Origin of the sequence: Arthrobacter dokdonellae (genome assembly GCF_003268655.1) — a bacterium.
GTDB classification, from domain to species: domain Bacteria; phylum Actinomycetota; class Actinomycetes; order Actinomycetales; family Micrococcaceae; genus Specibacter; species Specibacter dokdonellae.
In genome coordinates this window covers 3,058,901-3,076,441 of record NZ_CP029642.1, presented here as the reverse complement: position 1 = coordinate 3,076,441, position 17,541 = coordinate 3,058,901, and the positions used below count along the sequence as shown (strand labels likewise).

Sequence of the window (17,541 nt, the reverse complement as noted above, 5' to 3'; positions counted from 1 at the left end):
AGTATGACACGGCCATCCGCCGCTGGTTACGCAGGTATTTACCTGCATAATGGTTCCATGACCGATGTGTACCGGGCTCTCGGAGATGCGACGCGCCGCGCGCTCCTTGACCGCCTCTGTGGGCGGAACGGCCAAACATTGTCGGAGCTGTGCCAGGGCCTGGGCCTGGCGCGGCAGTCCATCACCCAACATCTCGGGATTCTCGAGGACGCGACCCTGGTCACCGTCGTGCGGCGTGGCCGGGAACGGCTTCACTACCTCAACCCGGTGCCGCTCCAGGAGATCCAGGAACGCTGGATCAGCAAGTCCGACCGGCCACGGTTGGATGCGGTCAGCACCATCATGAAACGAGCAGAGGAAACCGCTATGACAAAACGCCCTGATTACGTCTACGTCACCTACATCCGCGCATCGGCGATGACCGTCTGGGACGCACTGACCAGCGAGGAACTGACGGCCCAGTTCTGGGGACATAGCAATGTCTCCACGTGGGAGCCGGGGCAGCCTTGGAAGCACGTTCGCACCGACGGCTCCGGCATTGCCGACGTCGTAGGCCGCGTGGTGGAAAGCGAACGCCCCACCCGACTCGCGATCACCTTCGAGGATCCGGCCGGCGGGACCGAAGCTCGTTCGCTAGTCACGTTCACCATCGAGGAATACAAGGAGATCGTCAAGCTCACCATCGTGCACGAAAACATTCCCACACCCGAAGACGCAGATGCCGCAGCGCTCGGCTGGGCCGCTGTTGGCTCCAACCTCAAATCCCTGCTCGAGACGGGCAACACTTTGCCGCAGGCACCCTGGGACATGCATGCCCAGGTGCGGGACGCCCAAATGCGCGGCAGAAACTGATCTCCGACGATATCCCAGGGCCGGGGTTGGCCGCACACCGCAACGCTTGAACTCTCTGTTCTTCCCCCCACTATCAAGAAGCGGGATTTCTAGTGGATCTGGGTTGACTGCCTGCCTGATGCTTTCCATTGTGGCGTTTGGGCGTGACCGGATAACTTCATTTGGGGCCTTCTCCCGGACAACGCCAGCGTCATCAAACGATGAGGCAAAAACTTCCAGGTGTAGGCCAAAGCTGGCGAAGTGTGGGTGGAATGGAAGCGCTCACGCGGCAGGGGAAGCCGGTAGCTGGCCACTGGCGAAAGCGCTCCGTCCGTAGCCAGGCATAGGTGCGGCACGCGCTGTCCGGGAGCAAGCGAGACCGGAAGTCCACGTCGTGAGTCTTGACGCCTGGATTGACCGCTGACCCCTACCGCCCACAGGACAACCTTCCATGCATTCCCCGACGCAGTTCCCGATCGCTGGTGCCGGGGCCGGAGGGGCTGGTGTCGATGGCGACAAGGTGGATCTCGTTAGGGTAGTTTCGGGAAAGCGTCAGGCCCGTCGAGCCGAAGGTGCTGTTCGACGGGCCTGACGTGTTCAGCCGCGCGTGGCTACGTGAACCGGCGCGGTGGGCTCGGACAGCAGGCCGGTGACCGGATCCACGCCGACTGCGGTGATTACCGACTCGCCGTGCCCGACGTGCGTTTTGCAGCTCCAGTTGCCGTCCGGGTTGGCGGGGAGGTTCACGCAGGCTGGCGCACCGGACACCGAGACGGTGATCAGCTCGCCCGCTGGGGCGGTGCCCTCGATCCTGAGCGAGCCGGGGTGGATCGTGGACTGGTCCGCCGGCGTGGTCATTGCCGGGGTGGGGGCCGGCTGGCCCGGCACGGTGACAATGGCACCGGCGACAGAGGCCCAGGTTCCGCTGGATGCAGGGTTCTTCTTCCCGGTTGCTGCCACCACCAGCGTGTGCTGCTTGGCTAGGTCGAGACCGGTGCGGGTGAACACCGACGTCAGCCCGCCGCTGGCGCTGTAGATGTCGACGGCGGTGGGGGAATCGCCGTCCACAGACACGTTGACGATGCCATTGCTGGCATTGGCCATGGACTGAAGGGTGACGCTGTCCCCATGGAAAGTGAGGGTCGCGGTGTCGCCCACGGTGTTATCCCAGGTGTTTCCGCCGCCGGACTGCCAGGCGCCGCTGTACTGCCACTGGTTCACTGCGCTGCCGGTCGTGGAGTAGCTGATGATCGTTGCAGTTCCAGGGGTGTGTGCACCCGCCGGGAGTGATACAGGGACGGCCAGATCGGTCAGCGCGCGGACCGTCAGGTTGTCAAACTGCTCCCCGGCCAGATAGCCGCTGGCTACCAGGCCGATCTTGCCTGCGGAGAGGGTGGTGTCCGTAGCCGAGCCGACGGTGGTGCCGTCGACGGAGGCGAATATCTGGGATCCGTCGAAGGTCAGGGCGAGGTTGTGCCAGGTGTTCAGTCCCGCACCCTTGGCAATGGTGCCGCCGGTGAGCGGGGCCGCGGCCTTCCCGGAGCCATCTGCAAGGTTGATCGACCAGGCCCCGGTGTCGCTGAGGGTGAGCGAGTAGTAGTGCACCTTCGACGGGTCCTCCTGCGTGCCGCCCAGATTGCTCTGTCGGCCCAGGATGCCGACCGAGCCGGGCTGGGCGTTGCGGACATCGGCCGATACCTGGTAGTTGCTCCAGGCTTGGCCGCCTCCCACCGTGTACGGGTAGGGGGTCTGGATGCTGTCCTGCCACTCAAGCGGCTTGGCCGGGGTTTCGAGCTGGACGCACTTTCCGCTGCGCCCGGCACACTTCGCGATAGTGAACGCGCCTTCCATGGTGGCCAGGTAGCGGGCCTGTTGGCCCGGGGTTCCGGTATCGAACGAATCGGAGTAGGGCAGGGAAAGCGGCTTGCTTGCCGGCGACACTGCGCCGCCCTTGTGCTGGCCGGTCGTGGTGGTGAACGTGTAGATGTAGTTGGGCTGCAGTGCCATGGTGACCGAGCCGTTCGCATCGGGCCTAAGCGTCTTGCCCTGCACGAACCACTGCGAACTGTCGCCGGAGACCAGGTTGGTGCTCCAGACACGCACGGGTTTGGTGGACAGGCCGCCGCCGACAGTGAGCTTGACCGTCTGCGGACCGGTGGCCCGGGTGGTCTCGACGACCGAACTCCAGTCCTTTCCGTTAGGAGACTTCAGGGTCACGTAGCTGCCGGACTGATCAGAGGTCTGGCCGGCCAGGTGGCCGCTCGCGCCGTCCAGATACTGCCATCCCGGCTGCGCGAACTGTGTGGTCTGCGCCGTCACCCAGGTAGACAGGCCGACGTCGTAGTGGCCCGACCATGGCGCGTTGGCCATGACCAGTCCCTGGTCGGCAAAGCCGACGTCGGTGTAGGCCGAGGCGACCAAGGGCCAGTTGATGCTCGCGGTCATCCGGCCGTCGACGTAGTCGATATTGTTGGCTCGAGCCATCGGCAATCCGCCGGCGTTGTAGCTCATCGAGCCCTGTTCGCTGGCCCACAGTGGCGTGTTTAGTGCCTGGGCGGCCTGCGAGGAGGGGCAGCTCGTTTCAACATTGGGATACTGGGAGATCGGCGTGGGGCCGTTCCACCCGCACGGGTAGTGCTCACCGATGACCGAGATGGCCTTGGCGAAGTCCGAGTCCTGGGACATGGCACCGCTGACATCTGCGAACGAGCTACCCTGGTCCGCGGCCACCAGCTTAGTCGCTGCGAATCCATGCTGATCCAGGGCGGCCCGCAGGTCTTTCCACCAGCCCGCGGTCCAGCCGGCCTTCTCATTCCAGCCACCCATGTAGTCGATGGTGAGTCCGCGCTGCTTGGCACAGCCCAGCCAGTCGGTGATGTATTGGATGCCGTTCTGCGAGTACATGCTGGAGCCGACCCAGCCGGGCGCAGCCCAAGTCAGCCCGTAAAGCTTGATCTTGGGGTTGCGCTGCACCGCCTCTTTGGCAAGCCAGAATTCGTACCCGGCGTTGCAGTTGATCACTCCCTTGGTCTCCTCGATGGTCTGCTCGGCCCCCGAGGTGGTGTTCCCGTCCCCGCTGGTCTCGATCTTGAGGATCTGCAGGTTGGCGCCGTAGCCGGGCTTGAAGAGGTAGTCCAGGATCGCGTTTTGCTGGGCAGGCGGGTAGTCGGTCAGCAGCCGGGTGTTGCCGCCGCCGCCACTGATTGCGCCGATACCGTCGAAGGTCCGTCCGGTGTCCTGGCCATTGACAGCGATCGAGGTATCCGTCGCTAACGGATTTGATCCAATCAGTGGGTCTTTCGCGATCGGGCCGCCGTCGCGGGTGACCAGTTCGTCGATGGTCGGCACGACGTTGCCGCCGCCCGAGAACACGATCCTCACGGCCTCCACACCGTCCTTGTCGACCTTCGCCTCCTGGAACACCTTGCTGGAGTCCAGGGTTCCCAAATCGTGCCAACCGTCGGCGTCCTGGTACTGCAGCGTCCCGGCAGCCGAGCCCACAAGTGTGATCGAGCCGAGGTGGGTCGATGCCGTGAACGCCCGGGTCAGCGTCGCACCCTTGTTAGGTACGCTCGCCGCCGTGAACGCGGTCTGGATCGATGCGTCGAACGCATTCAGCACGTTGGATGCCCCGGCAGCGGGCACGTCGGTGGTGACCAGCACTGATCCGGGAGAGACCTGGAACTCGCGGACCTTGACCCACTTGCCGCCCGGGTTCACATCGGTCGCGGTCAGCCGCACGTAGCGTGCCTGCACCGGCGATGGGAATGAGTACGAGACCAGCGGCATGTTGTCGAAGTGAGCCGCGGTCGTCCAGTCTGTGCCGTTCGTGGAGTACTGCAGGTCGGCGTGATACAGCATGTCGCCGGCCGTGGTGTCGGCGTCGCCCTGGTGGACGGCCACCGAGCCGACGCCCTTCACGGCGCCCAGGTCGGACTGGACAGAGTCACCCACCGCGGGGGTCCGGTTCGACCAGTAGAAGGTCGAGAGGTTTCCGTCGGCCATGTTCGACGGCGCGTAGTTCTGGTACTGGCCCAGGTTTGTGCTCGCCGTCGCGGTGACCCCGTAGCTCGGCGACACCTGGAACTCACGGATCTTGACCCACTTGCCGCCCGGGTTCACGCCAGTCGCGGCTAACCGTACATAGCGCGCCTGCACCGTCGCTGGGAATGAGTACGAGACCAGCGGCGCGTTGTCGAAGTGAGCTGCGGTCGTCCAGTCTGTGCCGTTGGTGGAGTACTGCAGGTCGGCGTGATACAGCATGTCGCCGGCAGAGGTGTCGGAGTCGGCCTGGTGGATGGCCACCGAGCCGACGCTCTTGACCGCGGCCAAGTCGACCTGGACATAGTCACCCACAGCTGGGGCTTGGTTCGACCAATAGGACGTGGAGAGGTTTGCATCGGTCATGTTCGTGGGCGAGTTGCTGGCATAGGTGCCCATGCTCGTGCTCGCCGTTCCCGTGTAGGGCGTGAACCCGCCGACAGGCGTGGCGCCGAGCCAGGTGTTGTAGGCCGCGACGGCCTTGTCACTGAAAGTCTGGAACACCCCGTCTCCCACGCTGGGCACGATCGAGTTCGCCACGACCTGGCCGTTGTTCCCGAGGTCAGGCACTGTGGCCTGTTTGGCGGCGGTGACCTCACCGAGCGCCGCGAGAGCCGACTTCGTTGCAGTCTCACCCTGTCGGGACTGGATCGCCGTCAGGGAGGCGACTTCTTCCTGCAACGCAGTGGCCCAGTGTGCCGCTGCTACGATCCAAGGCTGGGCGTCCCTGTAGAAGCCAGGCTGCGCCATGGATTTCAGCTTCTCCGGCGCGGCTGCGATAGTCGCCAGCCGGTCCTCGAGCGGCTTCATGCCAGCGGCGTCGCCGGCTTGGTAAGCAGTCCAGAATGCGTCGATATCGGCGGAGAGTTCGGGCGCGTGCTGCGAGCTGGCCCGATACGGCGTCCAACTCTGGTTCAGGTCGACGAACGCACTGAGTGAATTCTGCATGGCCGGGTCTGCCCCGGCGAGCTCGTCGATGATAGCGGCCTGTGTCACCGACGCGTCGTACTTCGGCGAATTCCAGGTGTAGTCGCCGTAACCGGCCAACGCGATCATCGACGCGTATGCCTCGATCATCGGGTTCGAGGTGATCCCGTCGATCTTCGTGTAGAGCTGCGGATCACGACCGGTGAGCGGGTTGAGGAACAGGCGGCCCCGCTGGCCGTCGTTGACCGGCAGGTTGTCCCAGATGTAGAGATGGTTCGTGTGGTAGTTCTGCGCGGCGGCGGTGACCGATGCCAGTGTGATCTGGTCGCTGAAAACGCCCTCGCCAGTCCATTGCACCCGCACTGAGGGGTCCAGCGTCGTGCCAAATGTCGTCTTGTACGCGCTGGCTCCGGAACCGTTGTACTGCGTGGGCACTGTCTGCAGCGGCTGCAGGTGGTTCGGCGTGATGTAGCCGTTGACGAGCTCGTTCAGGTAGAACGTCTGAGCCTTCGCGACGTCGTACGAGCCGCCCGTGGTGAATTGCGTGGAATCAGCGGTGCAATGCGCTGAGGTGTCGATGTCATCCAGCGCGATGTAGAACGAGGTCACGCCGATCGAGCGCAGCTGGTCGAACTTCGTCTCCGTCGCCTGCAGGTCCGCCTGCGCCGAGTAGCAGATATCGTTGCCCGGTGAGAGAGCGTAGGTGAAGTTGACGTGGTTGGCGTTCGCGGCTCCGACCAGCTCCTGCAACTGCGCCAATTGCGCCTGCGGGTAGAGGTCGCGCCACTGACTGCGCAGGTATGGGTCGTCCTTAGGCGTGTAGATATACGTGTTCATCTTGTGCACGCCGTCGAACGCCATCATGTCCATGCGGGCCTGATGCGACCACGGGATGCCGTAGAACCCCTCAATCTCGCCACGGATGGACATCTGCGGCCAGTCGCGCACCGTGACGGCCGGGACCGCGCCGCCTTTGACGATCTGACGGAGCGTCTGCACCGCGTAGTAGGTGCCTGACGCGTCGAGGCCGTCCAGCGCAAGCACATTGTGCCCATTCACGGTCCCACTACCGAGCACGTAGCCCTCGGGCTTGATCCCCGTGGTCCCGTCGAGGTTGATGCCCGCAAGCACTCCAGCCATGGCCGGGTTGTCTCCCGTCGTACCCAGGTACACGGCATCGCCGTCCGGTGCGCTCGTGACGAGCTTGGCGGTTCCACCCGCCGCCGAGATGGTCTTCGTCAGCAGCTGCTCGGCACTCGGGTCCGTCTTCGCCCCCACGACCACCGTGACGGCACCTGTCAACGGGAACGACACGCCTCCTGCGGTTTCCTGCTGCGGACTGGGCAGGATCTGAGGCAGCTGCTGCGGACTGGGCAGGATCTGAGGCTGTGCGTCGGCGTGTGCCAGCTGTGGCTGCCCGGTCGCGACGATCCCGCCTGCCATGGCCACAGTCAACACGCCGATAAGCAAGGTACGGCTGGTCTTCAGCATGCGGTGTTGTCCTCACGGTTCGAGCTACAGGAGATATTCGACTTCGGTCACTTGCACTCAAGCCAGCGCCGTTGCCAGACTGATATTGGATGCGCTCACAATGTTGGCGATATCATCAGCATGTTCACGCGGATTACAAATAACGAGTCCGTGTCGAAACAGTACTAATGTTATCCATATCACGTCAAGGGTGTGACAAGACTCAGCTAAGGTTCTCGCGAAATTGGGTGCGTACGTAACTCGCAATTAAGACGGGTCAGGCTGCCTCCAGGGTTGATATTTGACTTGTGAGTCCTTGGCTCGCAGGTGAAAGGAAGCGTGACATCCCTAAACTTCCCTCGGGCTCCAGCCGCCCTGGGCGAGGGCTTCGGCGATATTGTGCACGAGTCGCATCGGCTCGAGGTTGGCCGGAACGCGACTGCCATGCTCTGTCGACGTCAGCCCTTCAAGGGTGCTCAGCTGCAATGCTGAGCACGCCACGACGACGTCGTCTCCGGCTGCGTCGGATGCCAGTGCAACATCGTCCAGCCAGGGGCAGTGGTCTTCATTTTGAAGGGGATCCTGGCGGCCATTTTGACTTTGTTTGTTGCTGGGTGGGGGTTATCGGCGTCGATGAACGGTCTGCCCAGGCTTTCCGCGACTGCTTGGCCGATCACCGATTTTCCTGAACCGCAGACGCCCATGACCACAATCGTGCAGGGGAGGGGACTCATAGGGGACCCGGTTCTGGCGTACCGGCAGGTATCGGCGTCATGGTTTCATCAAGCACTACGACGCCCCGGCAACCCCACACCAGCGCGCCATCGAGCACCCCAAGGTCCGCATGCGCCCGATCATCACCATGAACACCGCGTTCAAGCGCATCCGTCCGGCACAACTCCAACGCGACATCCTCCACCTCACCGGAGAACTCGAAAAGCTCGCCCTGAACAAGAAGGCGCCCCCAGTCAAACCACCCGTCAACACCCGCTGGAACAATAAGGGCTGGGAACTCAAATGAGGCAACGTATCGAGCTAACCGGAGGTACTGCTTTGAGGCAACAAGGGTCTCGCGACGGAGAGGGCAGGGCCGGTTGCGGCATCCGCGCGGCCTATCCAGGCGGGCGGCTTCGGGTCTGCTTCACTGCTGGTTTCGAAAGGGGAGTGCGTTCAAGGCTGCATTGCGCACCGTAATGCCCGATCGGGTCTTCGGCACGAGGAGGCGTGATGCGATGCCGGCGCCACGTAGCAGCGGCCGGACGTATTTGCGGTGCGCGTGTTCATAGTCGGCGAAGGCAGCCGTGTGGTTGCCGGGGTGCGTCCCCATCGCCTCGGCGAGGGTCTTGGCTCCGACGATCGCACTGCTGGAGCCTTCGCCGAACAGGGAGAGGCAGCTGGCCGCGTCACCAAGCAGCACCGCCCGTCCGGCACTCCAGTGCGGTACTTCGACGCGGGTGACGGCGTCGAAGTACCTATCATCGGCCGCGTCCCATTGCTTGAGTGCGTGTTTGGTGAGCCAACCGCCGCCACCGTAGATGGAGTCGACGAGGCGCCCGCCTTGGTCCGGGTCGCGGTAGTCGAAAGCGTGCTGGCCTCGGAAGATGAAGGCGAATCCGGGATTCCCGCCTGCTGGATGGATGGTCAACGAGGTGCCCGGTTCGTTGTACATCAGCACCGTGCGCGGATCCTCGACAGGCATGGGGGAGCGTACTGTGCCCACGAACATGCCAAAGGGGCGGGAATAGCGTTCGTCAGGACCGAAAGCGAGGGCCCGGACGGTGGAGTGGATCCCGTCGGCACCAATGACCAGGTCGAAGCGCCGGGGAGGGTTCCGTTGAAACTCGACGTCGATCCCGGCGCCATCTTGGTTCAGGCCGGTGACTGAGTCGTCCAGGATGAGGTGGCTGTTTTCCCGGGCCTTGCCAAGCAACAGGGTAACAAGCTCAGAGCGTGCGACCTCCACCTCTTCATGGCGGTCACGGCGTTTTTGCGTTCGGATTGATGCCAGGGGCCGCCCGCCGGCGTCGACGAAAACCAGCCGCTTAACACCCGTGTCGGTCTCCTGAAGGTGCGGCCAGATGCCCATTTCTTGTACAACAGCCACAGCGGATCCCCGCACGTCGACGGGATTGCCACTAGATCGTGCGCCAGCTGACCGTTCCACGATGGTGACAGACCAGCCAGCCCTCGCGAGCCAGTAGGCGACGGTCGAGCCGGCAATACCGCCGCCGGAAACCAGAACACTGTTATCAGCCATGCGCTCATTCAAACACCAGCCCAAGTGGCTTCCAACACCAGATATGAGTCCGTTTCGTTGGAGGCCACACCTCAGGAGCTACCTTGGGCCGGGAGACAAGCACGGTGGCCATAATCCCTCCCTGGCCGGTGCAAAGCCTTCCCGGCGCCGGCTAGGTCCGGTCCGGGCGGACGATTCGATTTGAAATCCATACCGGCAGTGGAGGACCCTGGTCCGCAGGTAGACCTCCAGCCGGTGTTTCTCGCCAGGGTCGGTCCCCGGCCGCGGGGTGGTGGCCTGTCCTGCGGGGGAGGCCAAGGCCATGGCTCCCCCGCAGTGCAGGGAGTGCCCGGGCGGGTCCGGCAGGGGCCGGCCGGTATATTCGTGGACAATCTCGGGGGTGAGGGAAGTGACAGGCACCTCATGGGCGCAGAACCCCTCGCATTCCAGGCGCGTGTAGCTGACCTCCAGAAATTGCCCGGGGCGCGTGGAGGATTCTTCGACGCTCTCGATCAGCAGGTATTCATCGGTGCCGCACCGGCTGCACCACGGGCCGGGATGGCCCTGCGGTGGTGTGTGTTCTCCGGCGGGAGCCGGGGCTGCAGGCGCCATTGCCCGCCCTCCTTGGTCAGCGGAACCGTGCATCGGTGTTGGGAGTCGTTCCAGTGGCGGCCAGATGTCATCGGCCCTGTCCAGGGTCAGTGGACGGGAGGATCCGGTGGCATGAAGGGATCCGGCGGGTAGGGGGCCGGGGGCACAGGTTCCGCGGGGTCCGGCGGTTCTGTGGGGTCGGGGTGCCGGTTCGGCTCCGGTGGTTCAGTGGGGTCCGGGGGCCGGTTGGGGTCCGGTTCTCTCGGAATGGGTTCAACCGGCGGCCACACAGGCTCTGGCGCGGCCGGTGGCTGGGAGGGGTCGGTGGGTTGTTGGTCATTCATGGTCCTGCTGCCTTTGTCGTCAACACGGTGTCCGGATGGGCGGGTGCGGTCTTCGCCGGCGGGAGTGGCGGTTCCTGTTGTATCGGCGTCAATGGGGGCGGATTCGCGCCCCTTGGAACTCTTACCTGCTCGATGGCCACACCGCACGGTGCCGATCGGGCCCGATGACCGGTCCTGTTGCCCGTCAGTGTTTTTTGAAAATGCCCTTGGCCTTGTCCGCGGCCTGTTTCAGCTCAGCCTTGGCGTGTTCTGTTTTGCCTTCGGCTTTCAGGCGGTCGTTGCCGGCCGCCTCGCCTGCGGCTTCCTTGCCCTTGCCGCTCACCTTCGCGGCGGCGAGCTTGACTTTCTCGCCCAGACCCATGACGCTGTCCCTTCTCCTGGGCCTGCCGGTCCGTCCCGGCGGGATGCCTTCAGCATAAACCTTCAATCACGGGGCCAACAGCGGTCGGGACGGGCCGTTGGAAAACTGCCCGTCGTCCCTGCTGCGGCCATCGGAAGTGCGTCAAGGACCCGGGACCTGACCTGACGACGGGGGTAAAACCAGGGGCCGCCGGGTGGATCAGCGGCGGGAGGAATTCCCAAATGGGTCTGCTGTCCGCAGTGATCGATCTCCGCTTTGCTGATGTCGCGGAGCCAGCGCCAGGCAGACCTTGGCGTGAAAACCTGACCACGTTGACGCGGGCTGGCTCGATATCTATGGCGCCACGTTGGTCTCGTTGGGGCGGTGGCAGGTCAAGCCGATGACCAGCGCTAACCCAGATTTTAGTTGGTGATGGTGGCGGAGCGGCCATGGGCCAGGCCGGTGGGGATGCCGATCAACACGGGCTCTGGGGCGGGGCAGCACGAGGATGCTGCCTCGTCCTGGCCCGGGCCGGTCTCGGTGGGGAGGTCGCAGCTGCCGCCCAGATCCGTGGAGCAGACACCTGTTTCGGGCAGTTCAAGGTGGACCTGGTCGGCGGCGGCTTGGTCTCCGGCCAGGGCGGCGACGATGGAGCGGACCTGTTCGTAGCCGGTGGCCAGTAGGAACGTCGGGGCACGGCCGTAGGATTTCATCCCGGCAATGTAGAAATCCTTCTCCGGGTGTGCCAGGACCTTGGCACCGTGGGCGGGGACGGTGCCGCAGGAGTGGAATTCCGGATCGATCAACGGTCCAAGGTCCCGGGGCGCTTCCACAATCGGGTCCAGTTCCAGCCGGATTTCGCGCAGGATGTCCAGATCGGGGCGGAAGCCGGTGGCGGGGATCAGCAGGTCCACGGCCAGGGTCACGTCCCCGTCCGGGGTGGTCCCGGTGACAGCAAGTCCCTGGTCCGTGGTGGTGAAGGAGGTGGTGGTGAAGGAGGTGTGCAGTTCGATGTGCCCGTCTTCGGCGAGCTTGCGGAGGCGGGTGCCGAGCTGGCTGCGGGCCGGCAACCCGTCCGGGTCTCCGCCGCCGTAGAGGCGGGTCGCGTCGGATCCGCGGACGGCCCAGCTGATCCGGGTGCCGGGCTCGTTCTTGGCCAACTGGCACAAACTGATGAGGGTATTCGCGGCCGAGTGGCCGGCCCCGATGACGAGCACATGCCTGCCGGCGAAGCGGGCCCGGTCGGCGCCGGTGACGTTCGGCAGGGGCTCGGTGATCAGGCCGGCGGCAATGGCGTCGGCTTCGCCGGGTGCGGGCAGGCCCGCCTGGCCCAACGGGTTCGGTTGGGCCCAGGTGCCGGACGCGTCGATTACGGCGCGCACCTGGTGGTCGGTCACCGTCCCGTCGACGGTGGCGACACGGACCAGGAACGGTTGGGCGTCGCGGCCGCGGGAATGGGTCTTGTCCATTCCGACCCGGCTGACCGCCGTCACGGTGGAAGAAAAGTGTAGGGCCGCCTTGGTGGCCGGGGTCGCTGCCAAGGGGTTGAGGTACCGTCCGACGAGCTCGGCACCGTAGGGCAGGGACGTCAACCGGGGTTCGGTCCAGCCGGCGGGTTCGAGCAGGCGCCGGGAGGCTGGGTCGATGTTGTGCCGCCACGGGGAGAACAGCCGGATGTGGCCCCACTTCCGGATGGCCGCACCGACGCTGTCGCCGGCTTCAAAGATCAGGAGAGTGAGGCCACGTTCGATCACGTTGGCCGCCGCGGCCAGGCCGATCGGTCCGGCACCAATGATGGCAACAGGCAGCTCGTTTCCAGGGTCCGTCATGGTCGTGTCCGTCATGTCCGTGGTTCTCCTTCGGGTATTCACTATCAGTTGCGTAGGGGTTTGGGGTGCCCTGCCACGTGCTGGCCCGGCAGGGCACGCGGGAGGTGCGTGCTGGTTAGCAGCAGCCGGTGCCGTTGGTGCAGCAACCAGTCTCGGTGCAGCAGTCGTCATCCATAATGTTCACCTCCCTCCGCTGAGTCTTTTAGGCGTGGGTTCGTGCTTCCATCAGGGCGGTGGCGATGCTGTCGGCATCCTCCAACGCGGCGAGTTACCGTTCGGCGTCCAGGGCCGCGGCACAGCCGGTCCCGGCGGGCGTGATGGCTCTTGGCGGTAGCGGTGGTCCACGGCATCGCCGCAGGCGAAGACGCCGGAAAGGTTGGTGACGGTGGTCGGGGCATCGACCCGGATGTAGCCCTCGTCGTCCAGCTCGACCTGACCAACTACCAGCTCGGTGCGTGGCAGGTGGCCAATGGCGATGAAGATGCCCGTCTCTGCCAGTTCCCGGGTATCCCCGGTGGCGGTGTCTTCCACGCTCACGCCGGTGAATTTGCTGTGCCCGTGGATGGCGGTGATGGCGGTGTTGTACATGATGCGGATCTCGGGATTGTCCTTGGCCCGCTGGGCCATGTTTTTGGAGGCCCGCAGTTCCCCGCGGCGCACAATCACCGTCACCGTTTCCGCGAAGCGGGTCAGGAACGTCGCTTCTTCCATGGCGGAGTCCCCGCGGCCGACGACGACGAGGTCCTGGTCGCGGAAGAAGGAGCCGTCGCAGGTCGCGCACCAGGAGACGCCGTGGCCGGAGAACTTCTTCTCCTCCTCCAGGCCCAGTTCCTTGTAGGCGGATCCGGTGGCGAGGATGATCGCCGGGGCTTCGAACCGTTGCCCGGCCCCGGTCACCGCGGACTTGAGGTGTCCGGTGAGGGTGGTGGAGGTGACGGCGCGGGCGATGACCAGCGGGGCCAGCCCGGCACGGGCGGCGTAGATCGCGGCTGTGTATCCGGCGGGGACGGAACCAATGATGATCAGTTGTTCAGTCATGACTGGAGCCTTTGCTAGCTGGTGGGGAGGACTTCGGCGATGAGGCCTTGGACGCGGGCCTTGATGTCGTCGCGGATGGGGCGGACGGCGTCCACGCCCTGCCCGGCCGGGTCTTCGAGTTCCCAGTCCTCGTAGCGCTTGCCGGGGAAGATCGGGCAGGTGTCCCCGCATCCCATCGTGATCACGACGTCGGACTCCCGCACCGCGTCCGTGGTCAATACTTTGGGGATCTCTGCGGACATGTCAATGCCCTCCTCAGCCATCGCCGTCACTGCGGCCGGGTTGACCGACTCAGCCGGTGAGGAACCGGCCGAGCGGACCTCGATCGCACCGTTGGAGAGGGTGGTGAGGTAGGCGGCGGCCATCTGGGACCGGCCGGCGTTGTGCACGCAGACGAACAGGACGGTGGGCTTGCTGGCGGTTTCGGTGGTGCTCATGGATCCGGGTCCTCAAAGAAAGTAATGGGATGTTGGGCCATGGTCGCAGTGGTTAGTTGGTGAAGAATCGTTTGCGCGCCCACAGGGCGGCGTAGACCAGGGCGACCAGGGCGGGCACCTCGATCAGGGGGCCGACGACGCCGGCCAGCGCCTGGCCGCTGGTGACACCGAAGGTACCAATGGCGACGGCAATCGCGAGTTCGAAGTTGTTTCCCGAGGCGGTGAACGCCAGGGTGGTGGTCTTGGCATAGCCGAGGTTCAGGGCGCGGCCGATGACCATGCCGGCGCCGAAGACGACGATGAAGTAGACCAGCAGGGGCAGTGCGATCCGGACGACATCCAGCGGGCGGGAGGTGATGGAGTTTCCCTGCAGGGCAAAGAGCAAAGTGATCGTGAACAGCAGTCCGTAGAGTGCCCACGGGCCCAGCTTGGGCAGGAGCCTGCCCTCGTACCAGTCACGGCCCTTGGCTTTTTCGCCGATGGTGCGGGTAAGGAATCCGGCCAGTAGCGGGATGCCGAGGAAGACGAGGACGGAGGCGGTGATGGCCCAGAAGGAGAAGTCGGCACTGGTGGTGGGCAGTCGCAGCCAGGTGGGCAGGACTTGCAGGTAGAACCAGCCCAGGGCGCCGAAGGCGACGACCTGGAAGACGGAGTTGATGAAGACCAATACAGCGGCAGCTTCCCGGTCGCCACAGGCCAGTTCGTTCCAGATCATGACCATGGCGATGCATCGGGCCAGACCCACAATGATCAGTCCGGTGCGGTACTCGGGCAAATCCGGGATGAAGATCCAGGCCAAGGCGAACATGAAGGCGGGCGCCGCCACCCAATTGATGACCATTGAGGTGACGAGCAGGTTACGGTCGGCCAAGACTTTGCCGGTCTCGTTATAGCGGACCTTCGCCAACACCGGATACATCATCACCAACAGGCCAACGGCGATCGGCAGCGACACGGAGCCGACCTTCACCGCATCCAGAGCCGCGTTCAGGCCGGTGATGAACCTGCCCAGCAGCAGGCCCAGGGCCATGGCGGCGATGATCCACACCGGCAGGAACCGGTCCAAGGTGGAGAGCTTGCCGACAACGGCGGCCTCCCCGGGGGCGGAAGGGGTGGTGGTCTGGGTACTCACAAGGCTCCTTGCCGGTACAGCGAAAGATTGACGGGTGTCGATACAGGAAGTATTGACCGCCATATCGACAATTGTCAATCTATGGGCATAATGGGTACATGACCACTGCATTAGCCGTCGAGACAAGCGCCGATCCGTCCTGCTGCGAACCCAGCGGACACCCCGTGCTGACCGCAACTAATGCGCAGGAATCCGCCCGGATCCTCAAGGCCCTCTCGGACCCGAACCGGCTGCGCCTGCTCTCCATTGTCAAAGCCGGCGACGGCGGGGAGGCCTGCGTCTGCGACCTCACCGAACCCTTGGACCTGGGCCAGCCCACCGTCTCCCACCACCTGAAAATCCTTGTCGACGCCGGGCTCCTGGAGCGGGAGAAGCGCGGAACCTGGGCGTACTACTCCCTGGTCCCGGGCGCCCTGGAAGCCGCGTCCGCGCTCATCCTGGGCCTGTGAGCGCCGAAATTAGGGGGATGGTCTCCTCCGACTGGCCTGCAGTTGAGCGAATCTATGCCGCCGGCATCCTTGGCGGCAACGCCACATTCGCGGACGCAACCCCGCCAGAGAGCGAGTTCTTCGCAACCCGGATCCCAGGTCTAAGCCTCGTCGCCACCGATATCAGTGGGAACATCCAGGGGTGGACCGCCGCCACGGCCACGTCCATCCGAGAGGTCTACCGCGGTGTTATCGAGCATTCCGTCTATGTCGACTCTTCATCCGCAGGCCGCGGGATCGGCCTAAACCTGCTCCGCAGCCTGGCCGATCGGGCTCGGGAGCTCGGCTACTGGAGCCTTCAGTCATCCATCTTTCCCGAGAACCTACCCAGCCTTGCCCTGCATGAGAAAGCAGGCTTCCGGCGGATCGGGCACCGCGAACGCATTGCCCTCATGAACCACGGCCCTCACGCCGGGACCTGGCGGGACACCATATTGGTGGAACAGCGGCTCTAATACGGATCTAAGCCGGCATCCTTGTTTGGCAATCTCGGACCCGCCAAACGAAGTTGCGCAAAAGCCGCATACAAAGCCAACGGTCACGGGGCATATCGTTGGTCAAGTTGGCCACCTCGATCAAGCCATCAGTGCCGAATTACGTGAGCTGAAAATCGGATGTCGTCACGCCGGTGTGATTGCTGTCCAGCGAACGAAATCCTGACTCGTCGACGCTATTCAGTGCCATGAGTACGGCGATCGGAGGGCCAAAAGTTGGCCGCCACGGTCTCGCGTCGTTCGGGCCCGGGACGGAGTTTTACTGGTTGTCAAAAGCGGTCCGTGGTAAGTCAACGCACTGCGTTGTTCGGGACGTGGTTTCAGGCCTGTCGGCCAAGCCGCCAATTGCCGCTGCGAAACATGGATTTTGGTGATTTTTGTTGGGGTTGTAGGACCGCGGCGCTCCGTGTGGAAGGAACGCCGGGGTCACCCGGAAGCGTCGAGCGCTTTCGGGACGCTATTCCATGCCCTATAGTCACCATAGGCTTGAGTGCGCACGGGATCGATTGTTCGTGACCAGGCCGCCTTTGATGCGCATGACAAAGCACGACGTGACCCCGGCATTCCTGTTGGAGAAGAACGCCGGGGCGAGGATCATCGGGGGAAGGATTGGGCACGCCATGATTGCCGGAGGGTGCGGATCCTCGCCTCCCGAAGTCTCCCAGCGGTCGAGTGCCGCAGTGGGTTATTGATGAACGGATGGGTGCCAGTCCTGCGCCTACGCAATGGAGAGCTGCTCCAACCTATGGACGCAAAAAGTCAAAGAGAGCACGCCCGTTAAGAGGACGACGACTCGGCAGAACAGCATCGATAACGGCCCTTGTATTGGTGGTCGGTTACGTGGATGCGCAAGCGATCATCACCGCTCCCATCCTCCCTCAACGCTCTCCACATCGGTGATCGGCATCCTGGAAGGCCAACACCGGGGCATGAGTCCGCTTCGAAGCCCTTAGGCTCCCCGCGGTCGTGACTGCTCCGGTGCTCATTGCCTGGGAGTCACCTACGGAGAATCCCGATTTTTCCGCCGGTGTAGTGGGGGAGGCTGGCAGATAAGCGGTCGGGATCGCGGGCAGTCCCACTGTTTACGTCTCCGGACAGGTCCGGCTGGACGCGCCCCGGCTCAGCACGATGCTCGGCGGTCCCAAGGGGACGCTCATGGTCAGGGCCATTGTTGAACACGAACTCGGCCACCTCGTCGGCTTAGCTCATGTCACCGACCACAGGCAGCTGATGTACCCGGAGACGGCGCTGACTCAGACGGACTATGGTCCCGGTGACCTGACGGGGCTGGCGCTGCTCGGTCAAGGCCTGTGCGCACCCCAACTTTAAAAAGCCGAACATCA

Annotated in this window: 12 protein-coding genes and 1 pseudogene; 5 read left to right on the top strand and 8 right to left on the bottom strand. The window is 64.2% G+C overall.

Going from position 1 to position 17,541, the window contains the following annotated elements:
- Positions 1–57 precede the first annotated feature (57 nt).
- The gene (locus DMB86_RS13650) at positions 58–852 is read left to right on the top strand and encodes an ArsR/SmtB family transcription factor (RefSeq protein ID WP_113718292.1); all 795 of its coding nucleotides are present in this window, start codon (positions 58–60) and stop codon (positions 850–852) included.
- A gap of 576 nt (positions 853–1,428) precedes the next feature.
- Here the strand turns inward: DMB86_RS13650 and DMB86_RS13645 are convergent.
- Positions 1,429–7,290, bottom strand: a complete 5,862-nt coding sequence (locus DMB86_RS13645; protein WP_113718291.1) for a beta-N-acetylglucosaminidase domain-containing protein — start codon at positions 7,288–7,290, stop codon at positions 1,429–1,431.
- Between the two features lie 455 nt (positions 7,291–7,745).
- A complete protein-coding gene (locus DMB86_RS13640) occupies positions 7,746–7,973 on the bottom strand; it encodes a shikimate kinase (RefSeq protein ID WP_227878759.1) in 228 nt (75 codons plus the stop codon).
- 140 nt (positions 7,974–8,113) lie between these two features.
- Between DMB86_RS13640 and DMB86_RS20630 the strand changes: the two genes are divergently transcribed.
- Positions 8,114–8,290, top strand: a complete 177-nt coding sequence (locus tag DMB86_RS20630) for a hypothetical protein (protein ID WP_171814499.1) — start codon at positions 8,114–8,116, stop codon at positions 8,288–8,290.
- Positions 8,291–8,410: 120 nt separating this feature from the next.
- On the opposite strand, the gene DMB86_RS13635 is transcribed toward DMB86_RS20630, so the two are convergent.
- The 6 genes and pseudogenes from DMB86_RS13635 to arsB all read right to left on the bottom strand — a co-directional run bounded on the left by DMB86_RS13635 (position 8,411) and on the right by arsB (position 15,216).
- On the bottom strand, positions 8,411–9,526 hold the full coding sequence (locus tag DMB86_RS13635) for an FAD-dependent oxidoreductase (protein WP_113718289.1): 1,116 nt from the start codon (positions 9,524–9,526) through the stop codon (positions 8,411–8,413).
- 1,098 nt (positions 9,527–10,624) lie between these two features.
- The gene (locus tag DMB86_RS13625; protein WP_113718288.1) at positions 10,625–10,801 is read right to left on the bottom strand and encodes a CsbD family protein; all 177 of its coding nucleotides are present in this window, start codon (positions 10,799–10,801) and stop codon (positions 10,625–10,627) included.
- A gap of 401 nt (positions 10,802–11,202) precedes the next feature.
- The gene (locus DMB86_RS13620; RefSeq protein WP_113718287.1) at positions 11,203–12,624 is read right to left on the bottom strand and encodes an FAD-dependent oxidoreductase; all 1,422 of its coding nucleotides are present in this window, start codon (positions 12,622–12,624) and stop codon (positions 11,203–11,205) included.
- Positions 12,625–12,811: 187 nt separating this feature from the next.
- Positions 12,812–13,647: pseudogene (locus DMB86_RS13615) on the bottom strand (NAD(P)/FAD-dependent oxidoreductase).
- A 14-nt stretch (positions 13,648–13,661) separates the two neighbouring features.
- Positions 13,662–14,084, bottom strand: coding sequence for an arsenate reductase ArsC (locus DMB86_RS13610; RefSeq protein WP_113718286.1), 423 nt, complete (start codon positions 14,082–14,084; stop codon positions 13,662–13,664).
- Between the two features lie 52 nt (positions 14,085–14,136).
- Positions 14,137–15,216, bottom strand: a complete 1,080-nt coding sequence (gene arsB / locus DMB86_RS13605; protein WP_227878376.1) for an ACR3 family arsenite efflux transporter — start codon at positions 15,214–15,216, stop codon at positions 14,137–14,139.
- A gap of 98 nt (positions 15,217–15,314) precedes the next feature.
- Between arsB and DMB86_RS13600 the strand changes: the two genes are divergently transcribed.
- The 3 genes from DMB86_RS13600 (at position 15,315) to DMB86_RS13590 (ending at position 17,527) form a co-directional block, all read left to right on the top strand.
- Positions 15,315–15,665, top strand: a complete 351-nt coding sequence (locus DMB86_RS13600) for an ArsR/SmtB family transcription factor (protein ID WP_113718284.1) — start codon at positions 15,315–15,317, stop codon at positions 15,663–15,665.
- Entirely contained in the window at positions 15,662–16,159 is a 498-nt protein-coding gene (locus DMB86_RS13595; RefSeq protein ID WP_335645006.1) for a GNAT family N-acetyltransferase, read from the top strand. Before DMB86_RS13600 ends, DMB86_RS13595 begins: the two co-directional genes overlap by 4 nt.
- Before the next feature lie 1,167 nt (positions 16,160–17,326).
- Positions 17,327–17,527 (top strand): matrixin family metalloprotease, encoded by a 201-nt coding sequence (locus tag DMB86_RS13590; protein ID WP_113718283.1) that lies wholly within the window; start codon positions 17,327–17,329, stop codon positions 17,525–17,527.
- Positions 17,528–17,541 lie beyond the last annotated feature (14 nt).